At 43.5% G+C, this 25,516-nt stretch carries 20 protein-coding genes; 11 read left to right on the top strand and 9 right to left on the bottom strand.

Annotated elements, in window-relative coordinates; translation table 11 throughout:
- Positions 1 to 64 precede the first annotated feature (64 nt).
- From IQ457_RS08450 to IQ457_RS08420, 7 genes are all read right to left on the bottom strand, one after another.
- Positions 65 to 793 (bottom strand): hypothetical protein, encoded by a 729-nt coding sequence (locus IQ457_RS08450; RefSeq protein WP_200662811.1) that lies wholly within the window; start codon positions 791 to 793, stop codon positions 65 to 67.
- A gap of 56 nt (positions 794 to 849) precedes the next feature.
- A complete protein-coding gene (locus IQ457_RS08445; RefSeq protein ID WP_242465393.1) occupies positions 850 to 1,800 on the bottom strand; it encodes a hypothetical protein in 951 nt (316 codons plus the stop codon).
- 555 nt (positions 1,801 to 2,355) lie between these two features.
- Positions 2,356 to 2,832, bottom strand: a complete 477-nt coding sequence (greA, locus tag IQ457_RS08440; RefSeq protein WP_144297093.1) for a transcription elongation factor GreA — start codon at positions 2,830 to 2,832, stop codon at positions 2,356 to 2,358.
- Between the two features lie 375 nt (positions 2,833 to 3,207).
- The gene (gene carB / locus IQ457_RS08435) at positions 3,208 to 6,462 is read right to left on the bottom strand and encodes a carbamoyl-phosphate synthase large subunit (RefSeq protein ID WP_200662810.1); all 3,255 of its coding nucleotides are present in this window, start codon (positions 6,460 to 6,462) and stop codon (positions 3,208 to 3,210) included.
- A gap of 266 nt (positions 6,463 to 6,728) precedes the next feature.
- On the bottom strand, positions 6,729 to 7,406 hold the full coding sequence (locus IQ457_RS08430) for a suppressor of fused domain protein (protein WP_200662809.1): 678 nt from the start codon (positions 7,404 to 7,406) through the stop codon (positions 6,729 to 6,731).
- Between the two features lie 5 nt (positions 7,407 to 7,411).
- Entirely contained in the window at positions 7,412 to 8,644 is a 1,233-nt protein-coding gene (gene carA / locus IQ457_RS08425) for a glutamine-hydrolyzing carbamoyl-phosphate synthase small subunit (protein WP_200662808.1), read from the bottom strand.
- A gap of 330 nt (positions 8,645 to 8,974) precedes the next feature.
- Entirely contained in the window at positions 8,975 to 9,523 is a 549-nt protein-coding gene (locus tag IQ457_RS08420) for a phosphatase PAP2 family protein (protein WP_200662807.1), read from the bottom strand.
- A gap of 249 nt (positions 9,524 to 9,772) precedes the next feature.
- On the opposite strand from IQ457_RS08420, the gene IQ457_RS08415 reads away from it, so the two are divergent.
- Positions 9,773 to 10,309, top strand: coding sequence for a gamma carbonic anhydrase family protein (locus IQ457_RS08415; protein WP_191691413.1), 537 nt, complete (start codon positions 9,773 to 9,775; stop codon positions 10,307 to 10,309).
- 19 nt (positions 10,310 to 10,328) lie between these two features.
- On the opposite strand, the gene IQ457_RS08410 is transcribed toward IQ457_RS08415, so the two are convergent.
- Positions 10,329 to 10,775, bottom strand: coding sequence for a hypothetical protein (locus IQ457_RS08410; RefSeq protein WP_200662806.1), 447 nt, complete (start codon positions 10,773 to 10,775; stop codon positions 10,329 to 10,331).
- A 195-nt stretch (positions 10,776 to 10,970) separates the two neighbouring features.
- Here IQ457_RS08410 and IQ457_RS08405 point away from each other — a divergent pair, with 195 nt between their 5' ends.
- The 3 genes from IQ457_RS08405 to ppnP all read left to right on the top strand — a co-directional run bounded on the left by IQ457_RS08405 (position 10,971) and on the right by ppnP (position 13,401).
- Positions 10,971 to 11,672: an HAD family hydrolase gene (locus tag IQ457_RS08405; protein WP_198328058.1), complete on the top strand. Its 702-nt coding sequence runs from the start codon at positions 10,971 to 10,973 to the stop codon at positions 11,670 to 11,672.
- A 116-nt stretch (positions 11,673 to 11,788) separates the two neighbouring features.
- Positions 11,789 to 12,884, top strand: a protein-coding gene (gene prfB, locus IQ457_RS08400; RefSeq protein WP_144297087.1) for a peptide chain release factor 2 whose coding sequence is annotated in 2 segments (ribosomal slippage) — positions 11,789 to 11,860 and positions 11,862 to 12,884 — 1,095 coding nt in all. Because the reading frame shifts where the segments join, the coding sequence is not laid out codon by codon here.
- Between the two features lie 232 nt (positions 12,885 to 13,116).
- On the top strand, positions 13,117 to 13,401 hold the full coding sequence (gene ppnP, locus IQ457_RS08395) for a pyrimidine/purine nucleoside phosphorylase (RefSeq protein ID WP_193031601.1): 285 nt from the start codon (positions 13,117 to 13,119) through the stop codon (positions 13,399 to 13,401).
- 123 nt (positions 13,402 to 13,524) lie between these two features.
- Here the strand turns inward: ppnP and IQ457_RS13585 are convergent, their stop codons facing one another.
- Complete coding sequence (locus tag IQ457_RS13585) at positions 13,525 to 13,770, bottom strand: GNAT family N-acetyltransferase (protein WP_342343311.1); 246 nt, start codon at positions 13,768 to 13,770, stop codon at positions 13,525 to 13,527.
- 399 nt (positions 13,771 to 14,169) lie between these two features.
- Between IQ457_RS13585 and IQ457_RS08385 the strand changes: the two genes are divergently transcribed.
- The 7 genes from IQ457_RS08385 to IQ457_RS08355 all read left to right on the top strand — a co-directional run bounded on the left by IQ457_RS08385 (position 14,170) and on the right by IQ457_RS08355 (position 25,182).
- Positions 14,170 to 15,303 carry a DNA topoisomerase IB gene (locus tag IQ457_RS08385; protein ID WP_200662805.1) on the top strand — a complete coding sequence of 378 codons (1,134 nt, stop codon included), beginning with the start codon at positions 14,170 to 14,172 and terminating at the stop codon, positions 15,301 to 15,303.
- A gap of 208 nt (positions 15,304 to 15,511) precedes the next feature.
- Complete coding sequence (locus tag IQ457_RS08380) at positions 15,512 to 17,236, top strand: AMP-binding protein (RefSeq protein WP_200662804.1); 1,725 nt, start codon at positions 15,512 to 15,514, stop codon at positions 17,234 to 17,236.
- A gap of 223 nt (positions 17,237 to 17,459) precedes the next feature.
- Positions 17,460 to 18,251, top strand: coding sequence for an SDR family NAD(P)-dependent oxidoreductase (locus tag IQ457_RS08375; protein ID WP_200662803.1), 792 nt, complete (start codon positions 17,460 to 17,462; stop codon positions 18,249 to 18,251).
- 139 nt (positions 18,252 to 18,390) lie between these two features.
- The gene (locus tag IQ457_RS08370) at positions 18,391 to 18,954 is read left to right on the top strand and encodes a L,D-transpeptidase family protein (RefSeq protein WP_200662802.1); all 564 of its coding nucleotides are present in this window, start codon (positions 18,391 to 18,393) and stop codon (positions 18,952 to 18,954) included.
- Between the two features lie 387 nt (positions 18,955 to 19,341).
- Positions 19,342 to 21,939, top strand: a complete 2,598-nt coding sequence (gene clpB, locus IQ457_RS08365; RefSeq protein ID WP_200662801.1) for an ATP-dependent chaperone ClpB — start codon at positions 19,342 to 19,344, stop codon at positions 21,937 to 21,939.
- A 210-nt stretch (positions 21,940 to 22,149) separates the two neighbouring features.
- Positions 22,150 to 23,400 carry a PQQ-dependent sugar dehydrogenase gene (locus tag IQ457_RS08360; RefSeq protein WP_200662800.1) on the top strand — a complete coding sequence of 417 codons (1,251 nt, stop codon included), beginning with the start codon at positions 22,150 to 22,152 and terminating at the stop codon, positions 23,398 to 23,400.
- A 132-nt stretch (positions 23,401 to 23,532) separates the two neighbouring features.
- Positions 23,533 to 25,182 carry a BCCT family transporter gene (locus IQ457_RS08355; RefSeq protein ID WP_200662799.1) on the top strand — a complete coding sequence of 550 codons (1,650 nt, stop codon included), beginning with the start codon at positions 23,533 to 23,535 and terminating at the stop codon, positions 25,180 to 25,182.
- Positions 25,183 to 25,516 lie beyond the last annotated feature (334 nt).

Here is a 25,516-nt window from a genome sequence, read left to right as displayed (position 1 = left end):
ATTGTATTTGTGACTAAAATAGCAATACTATACGACAACTGTTGTCGTGCTATTTATGATGTTTTTAATTGGAGGAGCAGGGGTTAGGCAAGGTTTGAACCACTTTCTCTGAGAAGTAATCTTTGACAATAATACGTCCTTTTTTATCAAACTCAACATTGTACTTGGGATAAATCGCAGATTCACTATTGCCATGAGTTGAAGATAAAGCTACCTCTTTATCAGAGAAAAAATGACGGGCAACCCAGAGTTTTTGGTCATTGTTATACTCAACACTACACTGACTTTTTGTATCAAAGTCAAAGTATAGGTCAAAATTTTGTTTTTTATCCCCACGACCAAATAGTATATTAGTGCCGCACGGACTACCACAGCCGATATAGACATGGTAAGTATCTTTATCGATTCTTTTGAGCGAAGTATGGTTCCAGCCGTAGCCACCCATGTCATCCATAAGCACGGTTTCTATCACTTCGCCATTATTTAATGTTTCGCTTTTAAGTATATAACCATCATCGCAATATTCATGACCGTCTTTACTCATATAGGCAGTACAAATTTTCGACATATAAAAGCTATCGTTAAATGTTGGTTCAGCGGCTTTAGCCCAAGATATAGAACTCAAAATACAGCCGCAAATGATAAAAGCTAGTGAATAGATAGAAACGGGTTTATACATATAGGCAGTTACCAAATATTTGTTTTGAAGTAATAGCACTATAGCAAAAGGCTGAATATTAAGGAATAAGGTGCGGATATAAAAAAGGCCTTGCTGACTAGTAAAATAGCCCACAAGACCTTTTATTAATTTTAAGATTTATTAAATAACAATATTTTAAAACATAATTTCTACTGAACTTTAGCTCGTATAACGACGGTCTGAGCAGCATTTGGACTTAGGTCAACCAAGTTCCACTTAAGACCAGAATAGTTTTCTTTTACAACCACAGTGTTGCCCACTTGCTGAATAGTTTGATAGCTATCGCCGCCCATGGTGGCAAGCGTTGGTAACGGACTGTTTAGTGACACTAATTGCACGCCATTTGGCAATGAAACCATCGCATTGATATCGGTAACAGGCTGCGCGGTGGTATTGGTATAAGTGGTGTGATATTCGATGACGTCGCCAGGCGCGATATGATTGGCGGGTACGGCCACTTCACGACCATCTTTATTTTTTAATATCTTCATGACTTTGGTTTGAGCATTAACCACACCAGGCGTGCTAAAAGTTGGGGTCAATTGCAAAGTATCTAAAGAGGTAGAAACGATTTGCGTCGTTGCCGGTTGGTTAGTGACGATAGTAGTCGTTGGTGCATTGATGACGGGCAACTGGGTCACCGGCGTCACAGGCAAGACTTCGGTCACGCTGGTCGTTGGAACCGCTATGACGTCAACTCTGCTGGTTTGATTAGTGACTTGGTTTGTCACAGGTACGCTCGTGACCGTGGCATTGCCTTGAGTAACGACACTATTAGCGCCTGAGCGAACCACATAACGGGGCGCAGTACTCACTTGTGTGCGGTAAAACGGCATGCCATCTTGCATCGTTATGCCATTCGGCGTCGCAGTGATAACCGCTGTTTTGCCGTCTGAGTAACTTTCGACCACTGTGGTACTGCTGCTCACAGATGGTACAACCGTTACTTCAGGTGCGGCATGGGCAGCAGCTAGCGACAGAAAACTACCCGCTAAGACCATTGATATGGCTGTAGGAATAGTGTTTTTTTTAATGAAGGCATGTTTAAGCGCTTTTTTATTCGTAGCCTGAAATGCTGGCGTATTGATTGGCGTGGTCATAATAGATTCCTTTAAAATAGCAGTAAATAAAGCCGCTAATGAAGTAGCAAAAAAATAAAATTTCAAAAATAAAATTGAGAAAAACAACGCTTATATAAGAAAAAACCCTCGTCAAATGAGCATGTAAATCATGTCAAATAACGAGGGCAAAGGTACTCATGATAGCCAACACTTGCTATCATTCCATCATTATTTTAGTCAAATGCTTAGCACTTAATGTGTGAACAATTATGCGCTAAAACGAATTGAGTAAAAAAGCTGCATTGTGTAACTAATACTCTACTAATAATGACGTTGTGTACTGTTTTTTGCATCTATCAGCTGCACTAAAAATATATAGTCGAATACAAATAAATCAGATACGTCGCTATCAAATCGTTCAATGAAAAGTTGTTTTTCTTGCGTGCTGTGCCTACGCCGACAGATGCTGCGAAAAACAACTTTTTATCTCGCTGTATCGTTTTTATATCTAATTAACTATACCTATCTACAAAAAAAGCTTTTGTTATCAAAAGCTTTTTTAAGGTGATCTATTTATCTACAAAATAACCAATATTAATCGTAAATCACTTTCATGATTTCATACTCGACTATGCCTTTGGGCGTTTCGATACGGACTTCGTCGCCTTCAGACTTGCCAATCAAACCACGCGCAATCGGCGAGTTGACTGAGATTTTGCCAGCTTTAAAGTCAGCTTCGTCATCACCAACGATTTTGTATTGTTTTTCTTCTTCGGTATCCATATTTTCAATGACCACACTCACGCCAAATACCACTCGGCCATCATTTGGTAGCGTAGTAGGGTCGATGACCTGTGCAGCGCCAAGCTTGGCTTCGATATCACGTATACGCGCTTCGCAAAAACCTTGTTGTTCGCGAGCGGCATGGTATTCAGCGTTTTCTTTTAAGTCGCCGTGTTCGCGCGCCTCAGCGATGGCCGCTGTAATACGTGGACGGTCGACACTTTTTAACTGTTTTAGTTCGGCTTCTAGCGCCGCATGTCCTTGTGGAGTCATGGGATAACGTTGCATGTTTTTTCCTTAAACCAATAACACCACACCATCTCCTAGTGAATAGTGAGATGGTGTCAGTGTTGTTGCAATGAGTATGTAATATAAAAAGAATGAGGTTGAGGCTGCGTCGTAAGTAACTGCACACTTAGCGATTAACTATCAGTACGGATACACTTACCGAAAAGACGCCTTAACCTGACGTAATAAAAAGCATAGTCGCAGTTCAGCCACTATGCTTTTTAGGTTTATCTTTTAAAAACTTTATTTTTCTAAAGTACAATTTTTTTAAGTACTATAGTCGTATAAAAACCAGACATAATTTTTGCCAACGCTTTTAAATAAACGTCACTATGATGCTTAATCTACTGAAATTATACCACCAAGTCAATAGTGCTAAGCGATAGTCTTTGCTTGTTCATGCAAATCTTGTAGCTTATACACATCAAACGGTAGGTCAATCGCATAAGATTTACAAACTGCATCTGCCGCGCCTAATGTCGTGACGTAGAATACTTTACCTTGTAGGGCACTGCGGCGGATAGAGAATGAATCCTCTTGCGCTTGTTTGCCTTCAGTAGTATTGATAATAAGGTCAATTTTGCCATTTTTCAAGGCATCGACGATATGTGGGCGACCTTCGGTGACTTTGTTAATTTGCTTACATTCAATACCGTTTTCCGCCAGTACTTTTTGCGTACCAGTGGTGGCAACAATGTTAAAGCCAAAATCTAGAAGCTGGCGAGCGATAGGAGTAACTTGTTCTTTATCGCTATCACGCACCGAGATAAAGACAGTTTTGGTTTCGCCCTCAGTTGGTAGACCTGGCAGGCGCTCATTACTACCGATAACCGCTTTGTAGAATGCTTCGCCAAAGGTTTTACCCACACCCATCACTTCACCAGTTGATTTCATCTCGGGGCTCAAGATTGGGTCAACACCCGGAAATTTAGCAAATGGGAATACCGCTTCTTTGACCGCATAAAATGCTGGGACGATTTCAGTGGTAAAACCTTGATCTTTCAATGACGTACCAGCCATACAGCGCGCCGCGACTTGTGCTAATGACGTACCGATACATTTAGATACGAAAGGTACGGTACGGGCTGCACGTGGGTTCACCTCTAGAATGTAAACCGTTTCGCCTTTTACCGCGAACTGAACGTTCATCAAACCGACGACGCCAAGCTCTTTTGCCATCGCAACGGTTTGCGCGCGCATTTTATCGCAAAGCTCATCTGATAATGAGTAAGGCGGCAATGAGCAAGCCGAGTCACCAGAGTGCACGCCAGCTTGTTCGATATGCTGCATGATACCGCCAATCACCACGTCAGTGCCGTCGCAGACACAGTCAACATCGACTTCGATGGCATCATCTAAGAAGCGGTCAAGGAGTACAGGCGCTTCGTTTGACGCTTGAACCGCGGTGCGCAAGTAATGTCTTAACTCGTCTTCGTTATAGACGATTTCCATCGCGCGACCACCAAGTACATATGATGGGCGGACTACTAGCGGATAGCCAACGTCTTTGGCTTTAACCAAACCATCTTCTAAGCTTGTCGCTAACGCATTGGTTGGTTGCACAAGGTTCAATTGCTGAATCATATGCTGAAAGCGTTCGCGGTCTTCAGCACGGTCGATCGCATCTGGACTGGTACCGATGATTTTGACGCCAGCGGCTTCAAGGGCACGCGCCAGTTTTAATGGGGTTTGACCGCCAAATTGCACAATCACGCCGTCTGGATTTTCGATACGCACAATCTCTAACACATCTTCAAGCGTGATTGGCTCAAAATACAGACGGTCAGAGGTGTCATAATCGGTCGAAACGGTTTCAGGGTTACAGTTGACCATGATGGTCTCGTAGCCGTCTTCGCGCATGGCAAGCGCCGCATGAACACAGCAATAGTCAAACTCGATACCTTGACCGATACGGTTAGGACCGCCACCGATAACCATGATTTTCTTGTTATCCGTTGGATTGGCTTCACATTCGCTATCGTACGTTGAGTACATATAAGCGGTGCTAGTTGCAAACTCTGCCGCACAGGTATCGACGCGTTTATAGACAGGATAAACGTTTAAATCCCAACGTTTTTTGCGTAGCTGCTTTTGTGAGACGCCAAGCAGTTTTGCCAAACGTAAATCCGATAAGCCTTTACGCTTAAAGCTACGCAGGTTTTGCTCAGTTAAACCGCCAAAGCCTAGGGCTTTAACTTGTGCTTCGGTTTTGACAATGTCTTCAATTTGTACCAAGAACCATGGATCGATTTTGGTTAAATTAAACACTTCATCGACACTCATGCCGATACGGAAAGCATCGGCAATATAATAAATGCGTTCAGGCGTTGGAATGGTTAAGCGATTGTTAATCTCGCTACGGGCTTTCTCAATACTAACTTTTGCTAAGTCAATTTGCTCATCAAAACCATCATTGCCGGTTTCCATGCCGCGCAGCGCTTTTTGCATTGATTCTTGGAAGTTACGACCGATTGCCATCACTTCACCAACCGATTTCATCTGGGTTGATAACACACTGTCGGCTTGTGGGAATTTCTCAAAGTTAAAGCGAGGTATTTTGGTCACAACATAATCGAGCGCCGGCTCAAAGCTCGCTGGCGTTTTGCCGCCTGTGATGTCATTTTGCAATTCATCTAGGGTATAACCAATCGCCAATTTGGCAGCGATTTTAGCAATCGGGAAGCCGGTTGCTTTTGATGCCAATGCCGATGAGCGTGAGACACGCGGGTTCATCTCGATGACGACCATACGACCCGTGTCAGGGTTGATACCGAACTGGACGTTTGAGCCGCCTGTTTCCACACCGATTTCACGCAGTACGGCTAATGAAGCATTACGCATGATTTGGTATTCTTTGTCGGTCAAAGTTTGTGCTGGGGCGACTGTGATTGAGTCGCCGGTATGCACGCCCATTGGGTCAAAGTTCTCAATCGCACAAATGATGATGCAGTTGTCGTTTTTATCACGAACCACTTCCATCTCATATTCTTTCCAGCCGATTAGTGACTCATCGATAAGTAGTTGATGGTTTGGTGATAAGTCAAAACCGCGCTCACAAATCTCGATAAACTCATCGCGGTTATAGGCGATACCGCCGCCTGAACCGCCCATGGTGAATGACGGGCGAATGATACATGGGTAGCCCATCTTTTCTTGGGTGGCAAAGGCTTCTTCCATGGTTTCAGCGGTTTCAGCGCGTGGACATTCAAGGCCGATACGCTTCATGGCTTTATCAAATAAGTTGCGGTCTTCTGCCATCTCGATTGAATCTTTGGTCGCGCCAATCAGCTCACAATTATATTTGGTCAATACGCCGTGTTTGTCCAAATCTAGCGCACAGTTTAGCGCCGTCTGGCCGCCCATCGTTGGCAGAATCGCATCAGGACGCTCTTTAGCAATGATTTGCTCAACCGTTTGCCAGGTAATCGGCTCGATATAGGTCGCGTCTGCCATGACAGGGTCGGTCATGATGGTTGCAGGGTTTGAGTTGACCAAGATGACGCGGTAGCCTTCTTCTTTTAGTGCTTTACACGCCTGCGCGCCTGAGTAGTCAAACTCACATGCTTGGCCGATGACGATAGGGCCTGCGCCAATGATAAGAATGCTTTTTATGTCGGTACGTTTTGGCATAATGTTTTTAAGTCCTATTTTGGCGGATGGGGATTTTAATATGGGATGTCAAAAAATACAAAAATTACGAATGTCCATTAGCTTTTGCAAGAGCAGTATCAAAACAAGTCAAAAAGATTCATCGGTTAATTTTCGGTTTTTTTGCTAAAAAATCTTACTAAAGTTTTTTGGTTATGCTTTCAAACGTGGTTTGATGTCTAGACGTAAACTTGGTTGCAAATTGGTAGTATCAGTAGATAATAATTTGGCTCATTTTTTAAAACTTTCTAAACATATTCTTTGGTGCGAGTTAAATCTGTAATTAACAAAGGATTATCAACACGCATTCTATTAATCAGTTCTTCACAGCGAGTTGTGACTGAATCTTCCCACAACCAATCTAATTCTTTTCTAGTTAAACCAACCGTTTGTAAAAAAGTTATTTTACCGTGTGGGGTATCAATTGTGCCTAGAACGGGGTCTATAACGAAAGCTACACCGCTAATTTGAGTACTATCATTTATGTACCCACCATCAAAAAAATAATAGGGTTCAAAAGGTCTGTTTTTCTCAAACACATCACGAGCTAAATGTTGCATGATATACACAGCCCACATTGGTTCATACTCTGCTTGGTTGTACTCTTCATCATCTAAATAAGGGATAACACGAAAAGTAAATTCAAAACCCCATTTGCTAGAATCTTCTCCAGCCTTCCCTAAGTTATAGTAAAGTTCACTCATACCGTAAGAAATAATATGGCGATGAAAAATAGGTTCTTTTTGATCGTAAATACTTATACCATCTAAAGGGTCATTGCCACCAAATTCATACTTGATAAGCGTTCCATAATGACGTGGTTCTTGGTCGGGATATATTTTTTCTAATTCTTTATCAATAAAATCCCAACCCACAGCGTCTTTTTCATCATACTGCTTAGTATACTCATCTTTGGTAATGTTCATTTAAATTACGCCTTAGCCTTATCCATCATCTCTGCAAACCTATCAAACAGTGGCGCAGCATCATGTGGGCCAGGGCTGGCTTCTGGGTGACCTTGGAAGCTAAAGACCGGCTTATTGGTCAGCTCAATCCCTTGGTTGGTACCATCAAATAATGAGCGATGGGTAGATTTAACGTTATCAGGCAAGGTGTCTTCATCAACGGCAAAACCATGGTTTTGACTGGTAATCATCACCGTACCAGTGGCTAAGTCTTGTACTGGATGATTGGCACCATGATGGCCGGTTTTCATCTTAATGGTGTTGGCACCGCTGGCAAGACCAATGAGCTGATGACCTAAGCAGATACCAAAGGTTGGAATGTCGGTTTCTTCAATGATATGACGGACCGCATCGATAGCGTAATCACAAGCCGCAGGATCGCCAGGACCATTTGATAAGAAGATACCGTCAGGATTCATTGCTAACACATCTGCAATAGGCGTTTGTGCGGGGACAACGGTCACATGACAACCGCGGTCTACGAGCATACGTAGGATATTGGTTTTGCTACCAAAATCGTAGGCGACAACGTTGTATTTTGAGTCAACATGGGTGCCAAGCTGTTTAAAAAAGCCGCCTGTACCGCTATCATGGCTACCAGCTACATCACGGTTAAGTAAGGTGTCTGATAAATCCCAGCTACCAGCGGTCCATTCAAATATTGTCGGTGTACAGCATTCTTTTGCCAAGTCCATACCTTCGATACCAGCGAATTCTTGCGCCAATTTAATCGCTTGCTGCTCATCTTCGCTGCTAATCGTTGCGCCATTAGAAGCGGTCATGATACAACCGTTTTGTGCACCTTTATCACGTAATAAGCGCGTCAACTGGCGGGTATCGATATCAGCAATGGCGACCGTATCATGGTTCTGTAAATAATCCGTCAATGACTCTGAGTTACGGAAGTTTGAAGTGACCATCGTCGCGTCACGAATGATAAGCCCTTCAGCCCATACTTGATGGCCATTACCAGATTCGACATCTTCAGCGTTGGTGCCAGTATTGCCGATGTGCGGATAGGTAAGCGTGACCAGCTGGCGCGCGTAACTTGGGTCAGTTAGAATTTCTTGGTACCCTGTCATGGCTGTATTAAATACCACCTCACCGACACGATGACCAAGACTACCGATACTCAAACCGCGAAAAATAGTACCGTCTGCTAGTGCCAAAATTGCTTGTATTTCTGCCGATGAATTCAAGGGTTGCCTCCGCTGTTATGGGTGAGTGCCGTGATGTTTTATGATAAAAATGTTGCGCTAAAATGGTTTTTTAGAGGTATTTAAATACTGCTAAATACACATAAAAAAAGGGCTGAAGCCAAATTTTTTCCACAAAAAAGCGAGAAGACATCATAGATGAAAAGGTACAGGATTCACTAAGGGTGAATGAGTAACTTGCATCATGTCCGCTCGCTTTGGCACAGATTTTGCGCATTATACTAGAGTTTTGCGTTAAGGGCTAGCATCTTATCTCTTCTGTTATTTCTAATGTCTGTATTTAGTGCTTTCAAATGGGATAAATAAGGGCTATTAAAAATTATAATGCACCGATACCCCATAATAGTCGGGTGCTAAATTGGTGGCGATATGCAATTGGTCGTCATAATAGCTTTTGGTCAAATACATACTACTGGCAACCCCTAATGCTGCCCCTGCGACCACGTCGGCCACATCATGCTCATCGGCTTCAACACGACTATAAGCTACGAAACCTGCGCCAATATACGCAGGAATACTGTATTCTAAGCCATAGCGTTTATGGATAAAGCTGGCACCCTGAAACGCCATCGAGGTATGACCAGAAGGGAAGGAATCCTCATCACGGCCATTGGGTCGCTCTTTGTCTATCACCGACTTTAGGACTTGCGTCGTAGCAACGTTGGTCGCAAATGAATAGTAAAATTGCTGACGACCCTCTTTATCATCCATATAATAAGTGCTACCGTAAGCAGCAGCTGGAATGGCAAAGGCCAGCACATCGCCTACCTTACTAGTAGTGCTACTGTCAGCGTGGGCAGGGATGGCAGCCATCAAGCTGGTCGATAATAAAATGATAGGGGCGTATTTTTTGCTGATCATCACTGCGATCCTAAAAAAGGTTGGTGAGCGTTGATTGTCTCTATAAAATTCTATAGTTATTTTATAGGGATAAATGGCATACGGCTTTATTCTAAATTCTAAATTCTAATTGCTCTATTGATTGGCGGCAGCATTATACTATAAAGTTTTTATCTTTCTTTACAACTATCATGCTTTAAGTCACATTTATTTGTGGCACGCTTTTTACCATATATAAACTTGTATAAAAATAACCACTAAGGATGGATGATGATTTATCAATATTTAGACAAAACGCCAGAGTTTGCAGTTCCATTTAACGGTTGGGTTGCTGATACTGCACGTGTCATCGGCGATGTGTATTTGGGTCATCAAGCCAACGTCTGGTTTGGCGCGGTGATTCGCGGTGACAACGAGCGCATTCATATCGGTGATTATAGTAATGTGCAAGAAAACAGCGTCATTCATACCGATGCAGGGATTGAGGTTAAAATCGGCGATTACGTCACCATTGGCCATTTAGCGATGCTGCATGGCTGCGAAGTTGGTGATAATAGCTTGATTGGTATTGGCGCGGTGGTATTGAATAATGCCAAAATCGGTAAAAACTGTATCATTGGTGCCAAAGCTTTGGTTACTGAAGGTAAAGAGATACCGGATAATTCGCTGGTGATGGGCGCGCCGGCAAAAGTGGTCAAAACCTTAAGCGATGAGCAAGCGGCAATGTTAAAGCTATCAGCTATGCATTATGCGGAGCGCTGTCAGAAATTTAAAACCGGCCTAACAGAAATAGCGATGCCTGATTGAGGCATCAGAAAGCGGAATTTTATGCCATTAGCATCATGATAAGCCAAATAACGGCAAAAATGATAATACCGATAATCAGTCCGCGGAAGATATCATGGCGTATAGAATGGTCATTAAGGTAATAATTATTACTCGTATCATCGATATTTAAAGCATTGACGCTTTCAGCGCCGGCGCTTTTACCGACGATAAAACCCGTTAACGCCCCCAAAACTAGCATAAACGGCGTGAATAGCCAGAATATCTCGCCATTGCCCATACCGGCGATGGAGCGAATAACAACGATGGCAAGGTCGATAAGTAAGCCGCCAAAAACATATAACAGAGCGTTTAACAGCGCATAAAGTAGACGCTCTAAAGGCGATTGATAGCTTTTGCCTAACTGCCGTCGCCTGATTTCTCTGATGGAGCGGGCAGGACGTCGCGGTCGGTTGGACAAAGTAGTTTTATCATCAGGCGCTTTCATACAGTTCTCTATTGTTATTATCAAGCAGATTAAAGATAAGGTAATGAGATATTAAAGTAAATAAGTTAGCATAATTATGTTTGGTAAACAGTAGGCTTCTAAAAATTTACGCAGCATGTTTTATATCCAATAATTTTTTAACATATTTTATAGTCAAAAAATCATTCCTTTAATTAATAAAAACAAGGCTCCATTATGCAGGCAACACAAGCGGGACAAGCTCCAAAAGAGTTGGCACTTTTTGATTTAGACCATACGTTACTCGATGTCGATAGCGATTACCTATGGGGCGAGTATATCGTCAAGCATAATCTGGTTGACGAAGCTGAATATCGCACCGCCAATCAAAAGTTTTATCAAGATTATATCGAAGGTACGCTCGATGCGACCGAATACAATGAATTTGTCGCGCAATTTTTAAGTAGCTTACCGATGGACAGACTGCATGAGCTACGCGAAGATTATATTAAGACGGAAATCGAGCCGCATATTCGCCCAAAAGCCATGGAGGCGCTCTGTCATCACGTCGAGCAGGGTCACGACGTGGTGATTATTTCTGCCACCAATGATTTTGTAGTGTCGGCGATTGCTAAGCGTTTTGGTATTGAAGAGAGTAATGTACTATCGACGCCACTTGAGATACAAAACGAGCGTTATACCGGTAAATTAACCGATAAGCCCAATTTTAAAGAAGGTAAAATCTACCATCTAGACAAGTGGCTTAATAAAAAGCAATTAGCGGGTATCACTTTTGATAAAACTTATGCCTATTCAGATTCCAAAAATGACATTCCATTACTCGAATGGGCGGATGTGGCTATCTGCGTGTCACCCGATGATGCGCTACATGCGCACGCGCTTGCCCATCGCTGGGCAGTAGAAGATTGGACGATTTAGCTGGTCTATAGCTATTTAATATAAAGGCAGTATTAATTAGCCAACTATTTAGCATCAATCTCATTTAAAATAGCGCCATATCAGTAAAATATTTATTTAAAAAGACAGGAAACTTTATGGAAATCAATCCGTATCAAGAACGTATCAAAGATTTATCTGAGCGTGGACAGGACCTTCGGAGGTATCTTTGACTTCGACGGTAAGCAAGAACGCTTAGAGGAAGTCAATTTAGAATTGGAAAACCCCGAGCTATGGAACGACCCAGAGCGCGCGACCAAGATTAATAAAGAAAAAAGCCAGCTTGATGGCGTCATCGACGTGGTGGTTTCGCTTGAAACGACTTTAGCAGATGCCGCTGCCATGCTTGATTTAGCAGTAGAAGCAGAAGACGAATCCTTGCTTGCTGATGTGCAAGCAGAGCTCGACAATGCGGAGAAACGCGTTGCGGATTTAGAGTTCCGCCGGATGTTTAGCGGTGAGATGGATCCGAACAATTGCTACTTGGATATCCAGTCGGGTAGTGGTGGCACCGAAGCGCAAGATTGGGCAGAAATGCTGCTGCGGATGTACACGCGCTGGGCCGAATCTCATGGCTTTAAAGTCGAAGTTATCGAAGTATCGTCAGGTAGTGTCGCTGGCATTAAGTCAGCGACGATTGAGATTAAGGGTGATTATGCGTTTGGTTGGTTACGTACCGAAATTGGCGTGCATCGCTTAGTGCGTAAGTCACCATTTGATAGTAATAATGGTCGTCATACTTCCTTTGCCGCCGTTTTTGTATCGCCTGAAATCGATGACAACGTTGAAATTGATATCAATCCAGCCGATTTGCGTATCGATACTTACCGCTCATCAGGCGCGGGTGGTCAGCACGTGAACACCACCGATTCTGCGGTGCGTATTACTCACGAGCCAAGTGGCGTGGTGGTCACGTGTCAGAACGAGCGTAGCCAACATGGAAACAGAGCGACGGCGATGAAAATGCTCCGCGCCAAGTTGTATGAGCTTGAGATGCAAAAACGTATGGAGAGCCAGCAAGCGGTCGAGGATAATAAATCTGATGTCGGTTGGGGCAGTCAAATCCGCTCTTATGTACTCGATGACTCGCGTATCAAAGACTTGCGTACTGGAGTCGAAACCTTTAACACTGGCGCGGTACTCGATGGTGACCTCGATCAATTTATCGTAGCAAGCTTAAAAGCTGGGCTGTAAATTTAGTCCATAAATACTATCGACTGCTATACATAAAAGGAACAGCAATAGCCTATTATAAAGGCGATTTAATAAAGATAAACGAGCGACTTTGAGAGTTTACGAACAACAGAGCCGAGTGTTCTTTATTAAATTGCTATGCTGTTATAGAGAGGCTATTGCTGCTATTTAATCCCCAATCAAACTTTTTAATCACTAATCAGACTTTAAACGAAACGACTTAAGGAAAATTATGCCAAGCGTTAATAATTATTTTGATAATAAAGTAACTTCTATCGCCTTTCAAACGGCAACCCTGCCAGCTACTGTTGGCGTGATGGAAATTGGCGAGTATGAGTTTGGTACTAGCGAATTTGAAACCATGAGCGTAGTCAGTGGAGCATTGACGGTAAAACTGCCAGAAAGTGATGAGTGGCAAACCTTTAATGCGGGCGAGCAATTTACCGTTGAAGCCAACCAGAAGTTTCAAGTAAAAGTAGACGTTGAAAGTGCTTATTTATGTACTTATGGTAAATAATCATTTTTAGTTTGGATTTGTGTCGTAAAAAAACGCCAAGTGCTTAATGCTTGGCGTTTTTTTGTGCGTATTATTCTGAATAAATTTAAAGATAGTAGACTGACAACATAGAGCCAATCAAAGTTATAAGTCTTTGCGATATTGCACCATGTCCGTTTGAGTAGCGATTACATCATAGAGATTGCGTGCCGTCGCATTGTCTTCTTGCGTCGTCCAATAAACACGGTTGCAGTTTTTGTTATTGGCAAATTCATACACCTGTTCAATCAGTGCGCGTCCAACGCCTTGCCCGCGAACCGCATCACTAACGTATAAATCTTCTAAGTAACAACATTCTGTCGTATTCCAAGTATTGGGATGTAGTACCACATGCGTGATACCTACTAACTTGTCGTCCTGCTACGCACCAAAGCCATAAATCGGCACATCGCTTTCAAGTAGGTTCGCCATGTCTTTTCTGTGGTACTTGGCGGCAGACGAGTTTCATAAAAGGTTAAATAATTTTGCCACAATTTCAACCAAGCGTCGTAATCCGCTTTAGACAATGGGGCTATAAATAACGGGGCTATTTTTATCGAAGTATTTGTCATTATATTTATTTGACTTAAGTTGTGGTGTTCAGCGAATTATGGCTTAAAATCTCATTGTTTAGAACCTTTCAAAGCGGTGTTTTACACATCGATTACACTTTGCTTGTGGCAAACAAACAGCAAAAATAGCCGCAATTCATTATCCTAAAACGACTATTTGATTAATTGAGTATTTTTTATGGCAAAGCTAGATGACCAAACGACCACGCAAGATGTGCGCCATGATTATGAACATTTGGCGCGCTTGGCCAACTTACGCTACGTCAGCGACGATGAGCCAGGGTTTACGCGTAGGCGTTGGGGTCGCGGCTTTACTTATAAAGACGCCACCGGCAAAACGGTGAAAGACAAAGCGTTACGCCAGCGTTTTGATGCGCTGGTGATACCGCCGATGTGGTCAGAGGTTTGGATATGCCAAGATGATAAAGGGCATCTGCAATCGACAGGCCGCGATGACAAAGCGCGCAAGCAGTACCTATATCATCCCGAATGGAATCGCGTGCGAGACAATGCTAAGTTTGCAGCGATGATAGGCTTTGCTGAAACGTTGCCAAACCTGCGAGCGCAAGTCGAAAAAGACTTGGAAGCAGCGCCACTATCACGCGCCAATGTACTTGCCGCCGTGGTTAAATTGCTGGAAACCACTTTAATTCGTATCGGTAATAGCCGCTATGCCAAGCTCAATAAAAGCTATGGCCTTAGTACGTTACGCAGCAAGCACGTCAGCGAAACGGATAATGGCTTGGCGTTTGATTTTGTGGGTAAAAGCGCTAAAGAGCATCATATTGAACTGCAAGACGAGCGTTTAATTGAGATTGTACAAGCCTGCTCTGAGCTGCCGGGTTATCAGATTTTTAAATATTTGGATGATAATGGTGAGAAGCAAGTCGTCGATAGTAGCGACATCAATGACTATATACGGTCGCATACTGGCGGTCATCATAGTGAGGGCAAGACATACAGCAGCAATTTATATAGCGCCAAGGACTTTCGTACTTGGATGGCAAGCGTCCTTGCGGCCAGTTATTTATACGATGAGCTGCAGAGCTCGAATGGCAGAGAAATATTAGCCAGTGAGCCTAATAGCAATGAGCGCCAGCAGCTGGTCGTTGATATGGTCAAAGAAGTCGCAGAAGAGCTTGGCAATACGCCTGCTGTTTGCCGAGCGTCTTATATCAATCCGGTTATTATCGAGCGCTTTTTAGCAGGGCAGTTTTTTGAGTGTTATAAACAAGCGCGCCGTGGCCGTACCAAACAATATCAAAGCTGCGAAGAGAAAGCGCTGCTAGGCTTTTTAAATGCTATCCAATAAATTTTTTTTAGCAAAACTCGTATTAATTTATGAAAATGATACGTTATGTATTGATATAAATATAAAAATGCGTTACTAATAGAGTATACGCATTTTTATATGCGCAAACCATAAGAGCAAATAGTGACTAGGATAGGACTGTTTGACTTCTAATAAAGTGCTGATATCGTCTATCGTCAGCGACTCTCTATTGCTAAAGGATTAGCTTATGAACACCACCTCTTCCAATCATTCGTCCGCAAACTCTACTAAAGATACTACCTACACACCAACGAGCTACAACGATTACTATCATAATTTTGATATGAATGCGTTATTGGCAGAAATCTATGGCGAGCATTTAGATGACCGTTTAAATGCTTATATGGCCTGCTGTGGTCGTCATGTGCGTGACGGGCGCGGCGATAATCTAGCCTTAGTGCATGAAGATACGGCTGGTAATGTGACGCGCATGACTTTTGCTGAGCTTGATAAAGCCAGTGCGCAAGTGGCCAATTTATTAACATCCTACGGCGTACAAGTTGGCGACCAAGTAGCGACCATGCTACCGCGTACCCCTGAGCTACTCATCATTGTACTAGCGACTTGGCGGATTGGCGCAGTCTATCAACCGCTATTTACCGCTTTTGGCTATGATTCGATTAAATACCGCATGGATAAAGCCAATACCAAAGTGGTTTTTACCAATATTGAAAATCGTAGTAAATTTGAAGACTTAGCCGAGCAAACCAAAATGGTCATGGTTGGCAGTAAGAATAATGCGCAAGCTGATAATGAAAGCAAATGGGCTGATGATAATTATGCTCAGATGATGGCGACCCAGCCGCAAACGCTAGAGGCTGTTTTTCTCAATGAAGATGCGCCGTTTTTGCAAATGTTTACCTCAGGTACGGTCGGTAAATCAAAGGGCGTCAGTGTGCCGTTATCAGCGTTATCTGCTTTTTATCTGTATATGCGCTATGCGATTGACTTGCGCGCCGATGATAACTACTGGAATATGGCCGATCCCGGCTGGGCATATGGATTATATTACGCGATTACGGGGCCTTTACTGATGGGCGTCACGACTTACTTTAACGAGGCGGGCTTTGATGCTGCCAATACCCGCGACTTTATGGTTCGCCATAAAATTACCAATTTAGCTTCTTCGCCAACGGCGTTTCGGATGATGAAATCTAGCGGTGTGTTTGAGAAATCACATGACGATGCTAGCGCCCGTTTATCACTGCGCTGTGCCAATTCAGCAGGCGAAACTTTAAATACTGAAGTCGTAAACTGGGTCGAGACGTATTTAAACTGCCAAGTAAAGGACCAATACGGCCAAACAGAGACGGGCATGACCTGCTGTTCGCACCATGCATTAGCACATGAATGTCCTACTGGTTCGATGGGCATGGCGCTACCGGGTCACACACTCGTCGTATTGGATGATGACATGCAAGTATTGCCTGATGGTGAACAAGGACAGCTTGCCGTAGTGGTTAGCCAATCGCCTGCGTTTTATTTCTGCGGTTATAGCTGGAATGAAAAAGACGCCTTTGTGGATGATTACTATTTGACTGGCGATGTGGTCGAGCGTCATAGCGATGGCAGCTATTGGTTTTCGGGGCGTGATGATGACATTATCATTACGGCAGGCTACCGCGTAGGGCCGACAGATGTGGAGAATACCGTGCTTGAGCATGAGGCAGTGGCAGAATCCGCCGCCGTTGGCGTGCCAGATGAGGTGCGCGGTCATACGATTAAGTCTTATGTGGTGTTAAAAGAAGGTATTAAAGGGACGGATGAGATTGCTAAAGAGATTCAAGACTTGGTCCGCAGACGTCTTTCAACTCATGCTTACCCGCGTGAGGTTGAATTTGTGTCGGAGCTACCAAAAACGCCAAGCGGTAAAATCCAGCGTTTCTTGCTGCGCAGTTTGTCTGCGGCATAAAGTACTGAAAACATCGATAGCCGTTTAAGAAAATAAAGTATAGTCCATTCAAGATAACATCGTTACGCTAATAGTTATGTGCGACTGGTATAAATTTTCCTTGCTTGCTACTACCGCAGAGGCTACGAAAAATTCATCCCAGTCGCACTGTATCTATTTTACAGTGAATTCATTATGGTTAGCTTAAAAAATACCAGTAAAAACCTCGATTAAAGGAATAATTATGCAAATTGAACAACACAGCTTTTTGGTTACAGGCGGTGCATCAGGTTTAGGTGAGTCAGTGGTTCGCGCTATCGTGAGTCAAGGCGGCAAGGTCGTCATTGCTGATTTGAACGAGTCAACTGGGCAAGCTTTGGTTAATGAGCTGGGTGATAATGTACGCTTTGCACGTTGTGATGTGACCAGTGGCGATGAGGTGCAAGCGGCCGTTGAGTTGGCTGAAAAAGAGTTTGGCGGTCTGCAAGGTTCTATTAACTGTGCAGGTGTTGCTGTGGTACAAAAGTTGCTTGATCGTGAAAACAATCCAGCGGATCTTGATGCTTTTAGCCGCGGGGTTAATATCAATCTTGTTGGCTCTTTTAACGTGGCACGTTTGGTCGCGGCCAGTATTGCTAAGCGCGCTGCGAACGGCAATAATACAGAAAGCGACGCAGAGAAGAATGCTGATAATGGCATCATTATCAATACTGCCTCTATCGCTGCTTTTGATGGGCAAGTAGGGCAAGCAAGCTATTCATCATCGAAAGCGGGCGTCGTTGGCCTGACTTTACCGCTAGCGCGTGAGCTGGCACGTCACGGTATTCGCGTCATGACGATTGCTCCTGGTGTGTTTGCCACGCCGATGATGGAGACTATCCCTGAAAAAGCGCGCGAGCAGTTAGAGGCCGGTGTCCCTTATCCTAAGCGTTTGGGCAACCCTAGTGAGTTTGCTAAATTGGTCACGCACATTATTGATAATGCCTACTTAAATGGCGAAGTGATTCGCCTCGATGGCGCGATTCGTATGGTGTAGGTTTTAAGGACGTATTATTCAGTAGTTCTTATTAAACACTTAGCTTTAGTTGTATAATTTCATAAACTTGGCATAGTCTTTTGCTATCTTATCAAAGATGATTTTATCAATGAACGCTTACCTTTAAGAACCAAAAGCTATGTCTTTTTTCAATATAAATAGTAAATATTCACCTTGGTTATTTATTGTCATGGGTATTAGCCTCGCTATCATTACTAGCACGAGTGTCATTGCTGCTGAGAGTAATTCAGAGAACAAGCAAGCCTTGCCTACAAGTATTGTGATTGATAAAGTCTTTGTCGATAAATCTGCTCGTACCCTGCAGCTACTAAGTGATGATAAAGTGATTAAGTCTTATCACATTGCGCTCGGTGGTAATCCTATTGGACATAAGCAACAACAAGGCGACCAGCGTACCCCTGTTGGCAGCTATACACTCGATTATAAAAATGAAAAATCTGGATATTACCGCTCTATCCACATAAGTTATCCAAATACTACCGATAAAGCCCGAGCCAAATCGCGAGGTGTCAGTGCTGGCGGTGATATCATGATTCATGGGCAAAAAAACGGTTTTGGTGCATTGGGTCTACTGAACCAGCAACGTGATTGGACGGAAGGCTGTATAGCCGTGACCGATGATGAGATGGATGAAATCATTGCTGCGGTAAAGATTGGCACACCGATCGAAATCGTAGAATAAATAGTTTGTTAATCTCCCGCATTTAACTGTTTTAGTCGTCCGCTAAAATATATTTCTCTGTGTCCGTACAGCCTCAAGACTTCCTAATTTTTCTTTATTAATCTCTCTTGAAATCTCTTATAAATGTGCCTATTAATACTTTAACGTTATATCATTGTTATGAATAAGGTTTTATTTTTTTTGCAGATTTTATTTTTGCTCATATATGCTGTATAGGTCGATACCAAAAAGTCAATAAATACTATTGACAATAGTTAAAATGACATTGAAATATTACTCAACAAACCTTATATAGATAACAACGAAAAGCTTGCGGCACCTTAATACTTATAAAAAGCCGCAGCGACTAGCAGATACAAACGACTATTAATTATTAAAGGACACACTATGAGATTCGAGAAATTTACCCAAAAATTGCAATCAGCGATTCAAGAAGCCCAAAGTTTGGCGCTAGGTCGCGACCACACTGGGATTGACCCTGTGCATTTGCTGGCCGTATTGCTACAAGATGAGTCTAACTTATCTATCTGTCAGCAAGCCGGCGCGTCTATTCCAGCATTAAAAAATGGCGTGGCAAAAGCGCTCGACAATCAGGCGACAATTAGCGAGCCAACTGGTGACGTTAATCTAAACCCAAATTCGGTGAAGATTTTGAACTTGGCCGATCGCCAAGCGCAAAAAGAGGGTGATGATTTTATTGCCACTGAATGGGTAATGTTGGCACTTGCTGAGCAAGGCGACACCAAAAAAATATTTGAAAATGCTGGGGTGACGGCAAGTAAGCTAAAAGCGGTCATTGAGCAACTGCGAGGTGATGAGACGGTGAATAATCAAAACGCCGAAGATCAGCGTGATGCGCTGAATAAATATACCATTAATCTAACTGAGCAAGCGGAGCTTGGTAAGCTTGATCCGGTGATTGGTCGTGACGAAGAGATTCGCCGTACCATTCAGGTGCTATCGCGTCGTACCAAAAACAACCCTGTGCTCATCGGTGAACCAGGTGTTGGTAAAACCGCCATCGTTGAAGGCTTGGCGCAAAAAATTATCAATGGCGATGTGCCAGAAGGACTACGCCGTAAAGAAGTGTTGTCGTTAGACTTAGGCGCGCTTATTGCGGGGGCAAAATTCCGCGGTGAGTTTGAAGAGCGTCTCAAAGCGGTTCTGAGTGATTTAGCCAAGCAAGAAGGTAATGTCATCTTATTTATTGATGAGCTACACACCATGGTCGGCGCTGGTAAGTCAGAAGGCGCGATGGATGCCGGTAATATGCTAAAACCTGCGCTTGCTCGCGGTGAGCTGCACTGTGTCGGTGCGACGACCTTGGACGAGTATCGTCAATTTATCGAAAAAGATGCCGCCCTTGAGCGTCGATTCCAAAAAGTATTGGTCGATGAGCCAACGGTTGAAGACACCATTGCGATTTTGCGTGGTCTAAAAGAGCGTTATGAGTTGCATCACGGTGTCGATATCCAAGACAGCGCGATTATTGCGGCAGCGCGCATGAGCCATCGTTATATTACCGATCGCAAATTGCCAGATAAGGCAATTGATTTGATCGATGAAGCGGCAAGTCGCCTACGTATGGAGATGGACAGCAAACCTGAAGCACTCGGAAAGCTTGATAGCCGTTTAATTCAGTTAAAAATGCAGCGTGAAGTACTCAAAAACGAAGAAGACGCGGGCGCGCAAGCAGAGCGTAAAGTACTTGATAGCCAAATTGAAGAGTTAGAAAAAGAATACGCGGATCTTAATGAGATTTGGCAGGCAGAAAAAGCGCTCGTTAAAGGCAGTCAGCAGCTAAAAGACGAGCTGGATAAAGCGCGTATTGCTTATGATAAAGCCAGTCGTGAAGGCGACTACGAGACCATGAGTAAGCTGCAGTATGAAACCATTCCGCAACTTGAGCGCCGTATTCACGAGTCTGATTTGGCAGAGCAAAAAGAGCAAAGCGGTGAAGATAGCGGTGTAAAACTGCTACGTAATAAAGTCACGGATAACGAAATCGCCGAGGTCGTGGCAGCGGCGACTGGTATTCCAGTCAGCAAGATGATGCAAGGCGAGCGTGACAAAATGCTGGCGATGGAAGAAAAACTCCACGAGCGCGTCATCGGTCAAGATGAAGCTGTCGAAGCTGTCGCCAATGCGGTGCGTCGTAGCCGAGCTGGTTTGTCCGACCCGAATCGTCCTTCAGGTTCGTTCTTGTTCCTTGGGCCAACGGGTGTTGGTAAAACGGAGTTGACCAAATCACTGGCGAACTTCTTGTTTGATAGTGAGGATGCAATTGTTCGTATCGACATGAGTGAGTACATGGAGAAACACAGCGTTAGCCGTTTGGTGGGCGCGCCTCCAGGTTATGTCGGTTATGAAGAGGGTGGTACGTTGACCGAAGCGGTACGCCGTAAGCCTTATAGCGTGATATTGTTTGATGAGGTCGAAAAAGCGCATCCTGATGTGTTTAATATCTTGCTACAAGTGCTAGACGATGGTCGCTTGACCGATTCGCAAGGCCGCGTGGTCGACTTTAAAAATACCGTTATTATTATGACCAGTAACTTGGGTTCGCATAAAATCCAAGAAATGGTCGGTGAGAGCTACGAGGATATCAAAGCGGAAGTTATGGAATCGGTCGGGCAGCATTTCCGCCCAGAATTCGTCAACCGTATTGATGAGATTGTGGTCTTCCATCCGCTTGGCATGTCGCAGATGGCAGGTATTGCTGATATTCAATTGGATCGCTTACGTCAGCGTATTCAAGAGCGTGAGATGGATATCGAGCTGTCGGCAGATGCGATGAATAAACTGGTCGCAGTGGGTTATGATCCTGTGTATGGTGCGCGTCCACTCAAACGTGCTATCCAGCAAGAAATCGAGAACCCATTGTCACTCAAACTGCTGGCTGGTGACTTTGTTCCAGGAGATATCATCAAAATCGACGTCGGCGCTGATGATGAGTTAACCTTTGATAAGCTTAGAATGAGCTAAAATAAGCGTTCGTTTTAACGTACATTGGTTAAATATCATTTGCTGAATGGTATAAACCTAAAAACCCTTTACTTCTCTATATCTTATATAGGTAGGTAAGGGGTTTTTTTTGTGCGCCCATATTATTTACCGTTTGCGCGCTTTGATTGTGGTATAAATAATGATAGCTCAATATAAGAATATGAAAAATTTAAGGGAGATGACATCAGGATGATGAACAATAAAAAATCGACAAATACGCCATTACTATTATCATTAGTCATGACATCACTGCTGTTTAGTGCTTCTGCATGTTCCAATCCTGCCACCGTCAATACCAATAACGATTTGACCGAGTATAAAGAAGGGCAAGCCTCTGTCAATGAGTCTCTAGCCAATACTGAAAAACCTACTTTTACAACCAAGACGGTCGCTAGCTTCGATGAACCTTGGGCAATGACCGCATTACCTCGCATTCATAATCAGCCACTCAAACTGCTCATAACCCAAAAAGCAGGCGAGCTTTTGATTGTTGATACGGCAACAGGTGTAAAGACAAGCGTTAATGGTGTGCCAAAAGTAGCGTATGGCGGGCAGGGCGGACTTGGCGATATCATTCTTGCACCAGATTTTGCTACTTCTAATAATATCTATATCAGCTATGTCGAGGCGGGCACAGGAAGCGACAGTAATAAATTTGGGGCAAAAGTTATCAAAGCCACATTAACGGGCTTAGATACTGACGCGCCACGCTGGCAAGCCATAACGCCCATCTGGGAGCAAACCCCGAAACTAAAAGGACAAAGGCATTATAGCCATCGCTTGCTTTTTTCACCTGACGGGCAGTATTTATATATCAGCTCAGGTGAGCGTCAAGAAAAAACACCAGCCCAAGATATGAGTGTGAATCTGGGAAAAATTATCAGATTACATGGCGATGGTTCAGTGCCAGCCGATAATCCATTTGCACAAAATGGTAGCGACATTGCCGCCCAATTTTGGACGATTGGTCATCGTAACGTACTTGGTATGGCATTCGATGATAAAGGTAGGTTGTGGGCGCATGAAATGGGGCCGCGCGGTGGTGACGAATTTAATCTGATAGAAAAAGGCAATAATTACGGCTGGCCCGTGGTCTCGAACGGACGCAATTATTCCGGGACGGATATCCCTGATCATGATACGCGCCCTGATTTTGCTGCACCAAAAATATCGTGGACGCCTGTAATATCACCGTCGTCGATGAGCATTTATCAGACTGGTAAATATAATGATTTTCCAGCGTGGCAAGGTAATGCGCTTATCAGTGGTTTATCCTCAAAAGCGCTTATCGTGGTCACGCTTGATGACAATAACGGCGCTGCAGAACGCTATCGCTATGATATGGGTGAACGAATTCGTAGTGTCTTAACTGTCGATGGGCAGGTGTGGTTATTAGAAGATGGCGATGAAGGTAGGCTGCTGCAATTACTACCTCGATAGCCATTTAAATAACTAATTAGACTGCGAGTCGTATTACTAATAAAAGAGTCTAGTCGCCCTTATCTTGTAGTAAATTGATAATTAGGGCGCACTTTGTTAAGGTAGCCTTTCTTAAATTTAAGGTTTTAGCCAATGAACGAAGTAAAAGTAAGTAAACTTGGACCCTTTCCAAAGGTAAATAAACCGGTGTTTATTACCTCAAGTGTCTTAATCGTCGGTTTTATTATCTTTGGTTCGTTATTTTCTGAAACGGCAGCAACACTTTTTAGCTTCTTACAGGCTTTTATCGCCGAAAAATTCCGTTGGTTGTTTATCATCTTGTTTAATATGGCGTTGGTATTCTGTATTTATCTGACTGCCAGTCGCTACGGTGATATACGTCTAGGCAAACAGACGGAGCGACCGCAATATAGCTTATTTTCATGGATTGCGATGCTTTTTTCGGCGGGCATCGGTATTGGACTGGTGTATTGGGGAACGGCTGAGCCTTTATATCATTTTATGGCACCGCCGCTTGGGGAAGCAGAAACCCTTGAGTCGGCAAAACAAGCGATGAATCTGTCGTTTTTACATTGGGGGCTGCATGCATGGGCGATTTATACCATTGTTGCGCTGTCGCTTGCGTACTTTCACTTTCGCCGTGGTTTGCCGTTATCGATACGCTCAACCCTTTATCCTATTCTTGGACAAAGGATTTATGGTAAATGGGGGCATACGGTCGATGTCTTAGCCGTGTTTGGCACCATGTTTGGGGTCGTGACCTCTTTAGGTCTTGGCGTTATGCAAATTAACGCAGGTCTTGAAGGCTTGTTCGGTATTCCCTCTACTTTAACGATACAGTTTATCATCATTGCTTTTGTGACCTCATTAGCTTGTGGTTCACTGATGCTCGGTCTTGATAAAGGTATCAAACGTCTTAGTGATATTAATATGGGGCTGACCGGTATTTTATTGGCGTTTATGGTAATTTTGGGCCCGACGCTATATATCTTTGACAGTTTTATAGAAAACGTAGGCAACTACTTGGCAAACATCGTCACGTTGTCGACGTGGAGCGAAGCCTATAGTAATACCGATTGGCAAAAAGCTTGGACGATATTTTATTGGGCATGGTGGGTCAGCTGGTCGCCATTTGTCGGTGTTTTTATTGCGCGTATCAGCCGTGGACGTACCATTCGTGAGTTTGTATTTGGCGTGCTGCTGATTCCGATGACGATTTTGTTTTTTTGGTTTACGACTTTTGGCGGTGTGGCGATACAGATGGAGCTGCTCGCAGGCATGAATCCTGAGGTAGTTAGCCCAGGATTGGTCGCGGCAGTGCAAGTCGATTACGGTAGTGCCATCTTTAAGCTGGTTGAATATTATCCATTGACCAAACCGATTACCTTATTAATTGTGGTGATGATTGTCCTTTGGTTTGTGACCTCATCAGACTCAGCCAGTTTTGTCATCGATATGCTGACGGCGGGCGGTGATACCAATCCACCCAAAATCCAGCGTTTGTTTTGGGCGCTGATGCAAGGTTTGATTGCCGCCATATTATTGGCAGCGGGCGGTTTAGATGCCCTGCAAGCGGCGGCTATTGTGGCAGGTCTACCTTTTGCGTTGGTCATCTTTGTGATGATGTATGCGTTACTGCGCGGTATGAGCCGCGACCGACTTATCTTATATCGCAATCAGCAGCGTTATATTACCGATGAGTCAGCTGACCATAATTCGGCCAGTGAGTTTGTCGATGAGGACTTATTAAAAGGTCCGCCTAAAATTGTTAAAGGTGATTAATTAAGCTGCGTATAGTCGGTTTGAAATCAATAGATACGTGAGTTAGCACGTGCAACTGGTATAAATTTTTCTTGCTTGCCGCTATCACAGAGGCTACGCAAAATTCATCCCAGTCGCACTGATTGATTTAAAGAGAACCTACTATTAGCGGTTCTAAAAATATCGGCTTTAAAATCATTTTTATTAAACCAATCATGTAGTTAGCTGCCGTTGGTTTTACTTAAAAACACAATATAATAATTGTCATTTAAAATCCTAAGATACATCGTTGTCTTAGGATTTTTTATGGACATTTAATCATTTATAGGTTTTAAACTGGTAATTTTCACAACGA

Source organism: Psychrobacter sp. M9-54-1 (assembly GCF_016613355.1).
In the GTDB taxonomy this organism is placed as follows: domain Bacteria; phylum Pseudomonadota; class Gammaproteobacteria; order Pseudomonadales; family Moraxellaceae; genus Psychrobacter; species Psychrobacter faecalis.
Note: the sequence above shows the minus strand (reverse complement) of the source record. Positions and strands in the feature narration are given on the sequence as shown.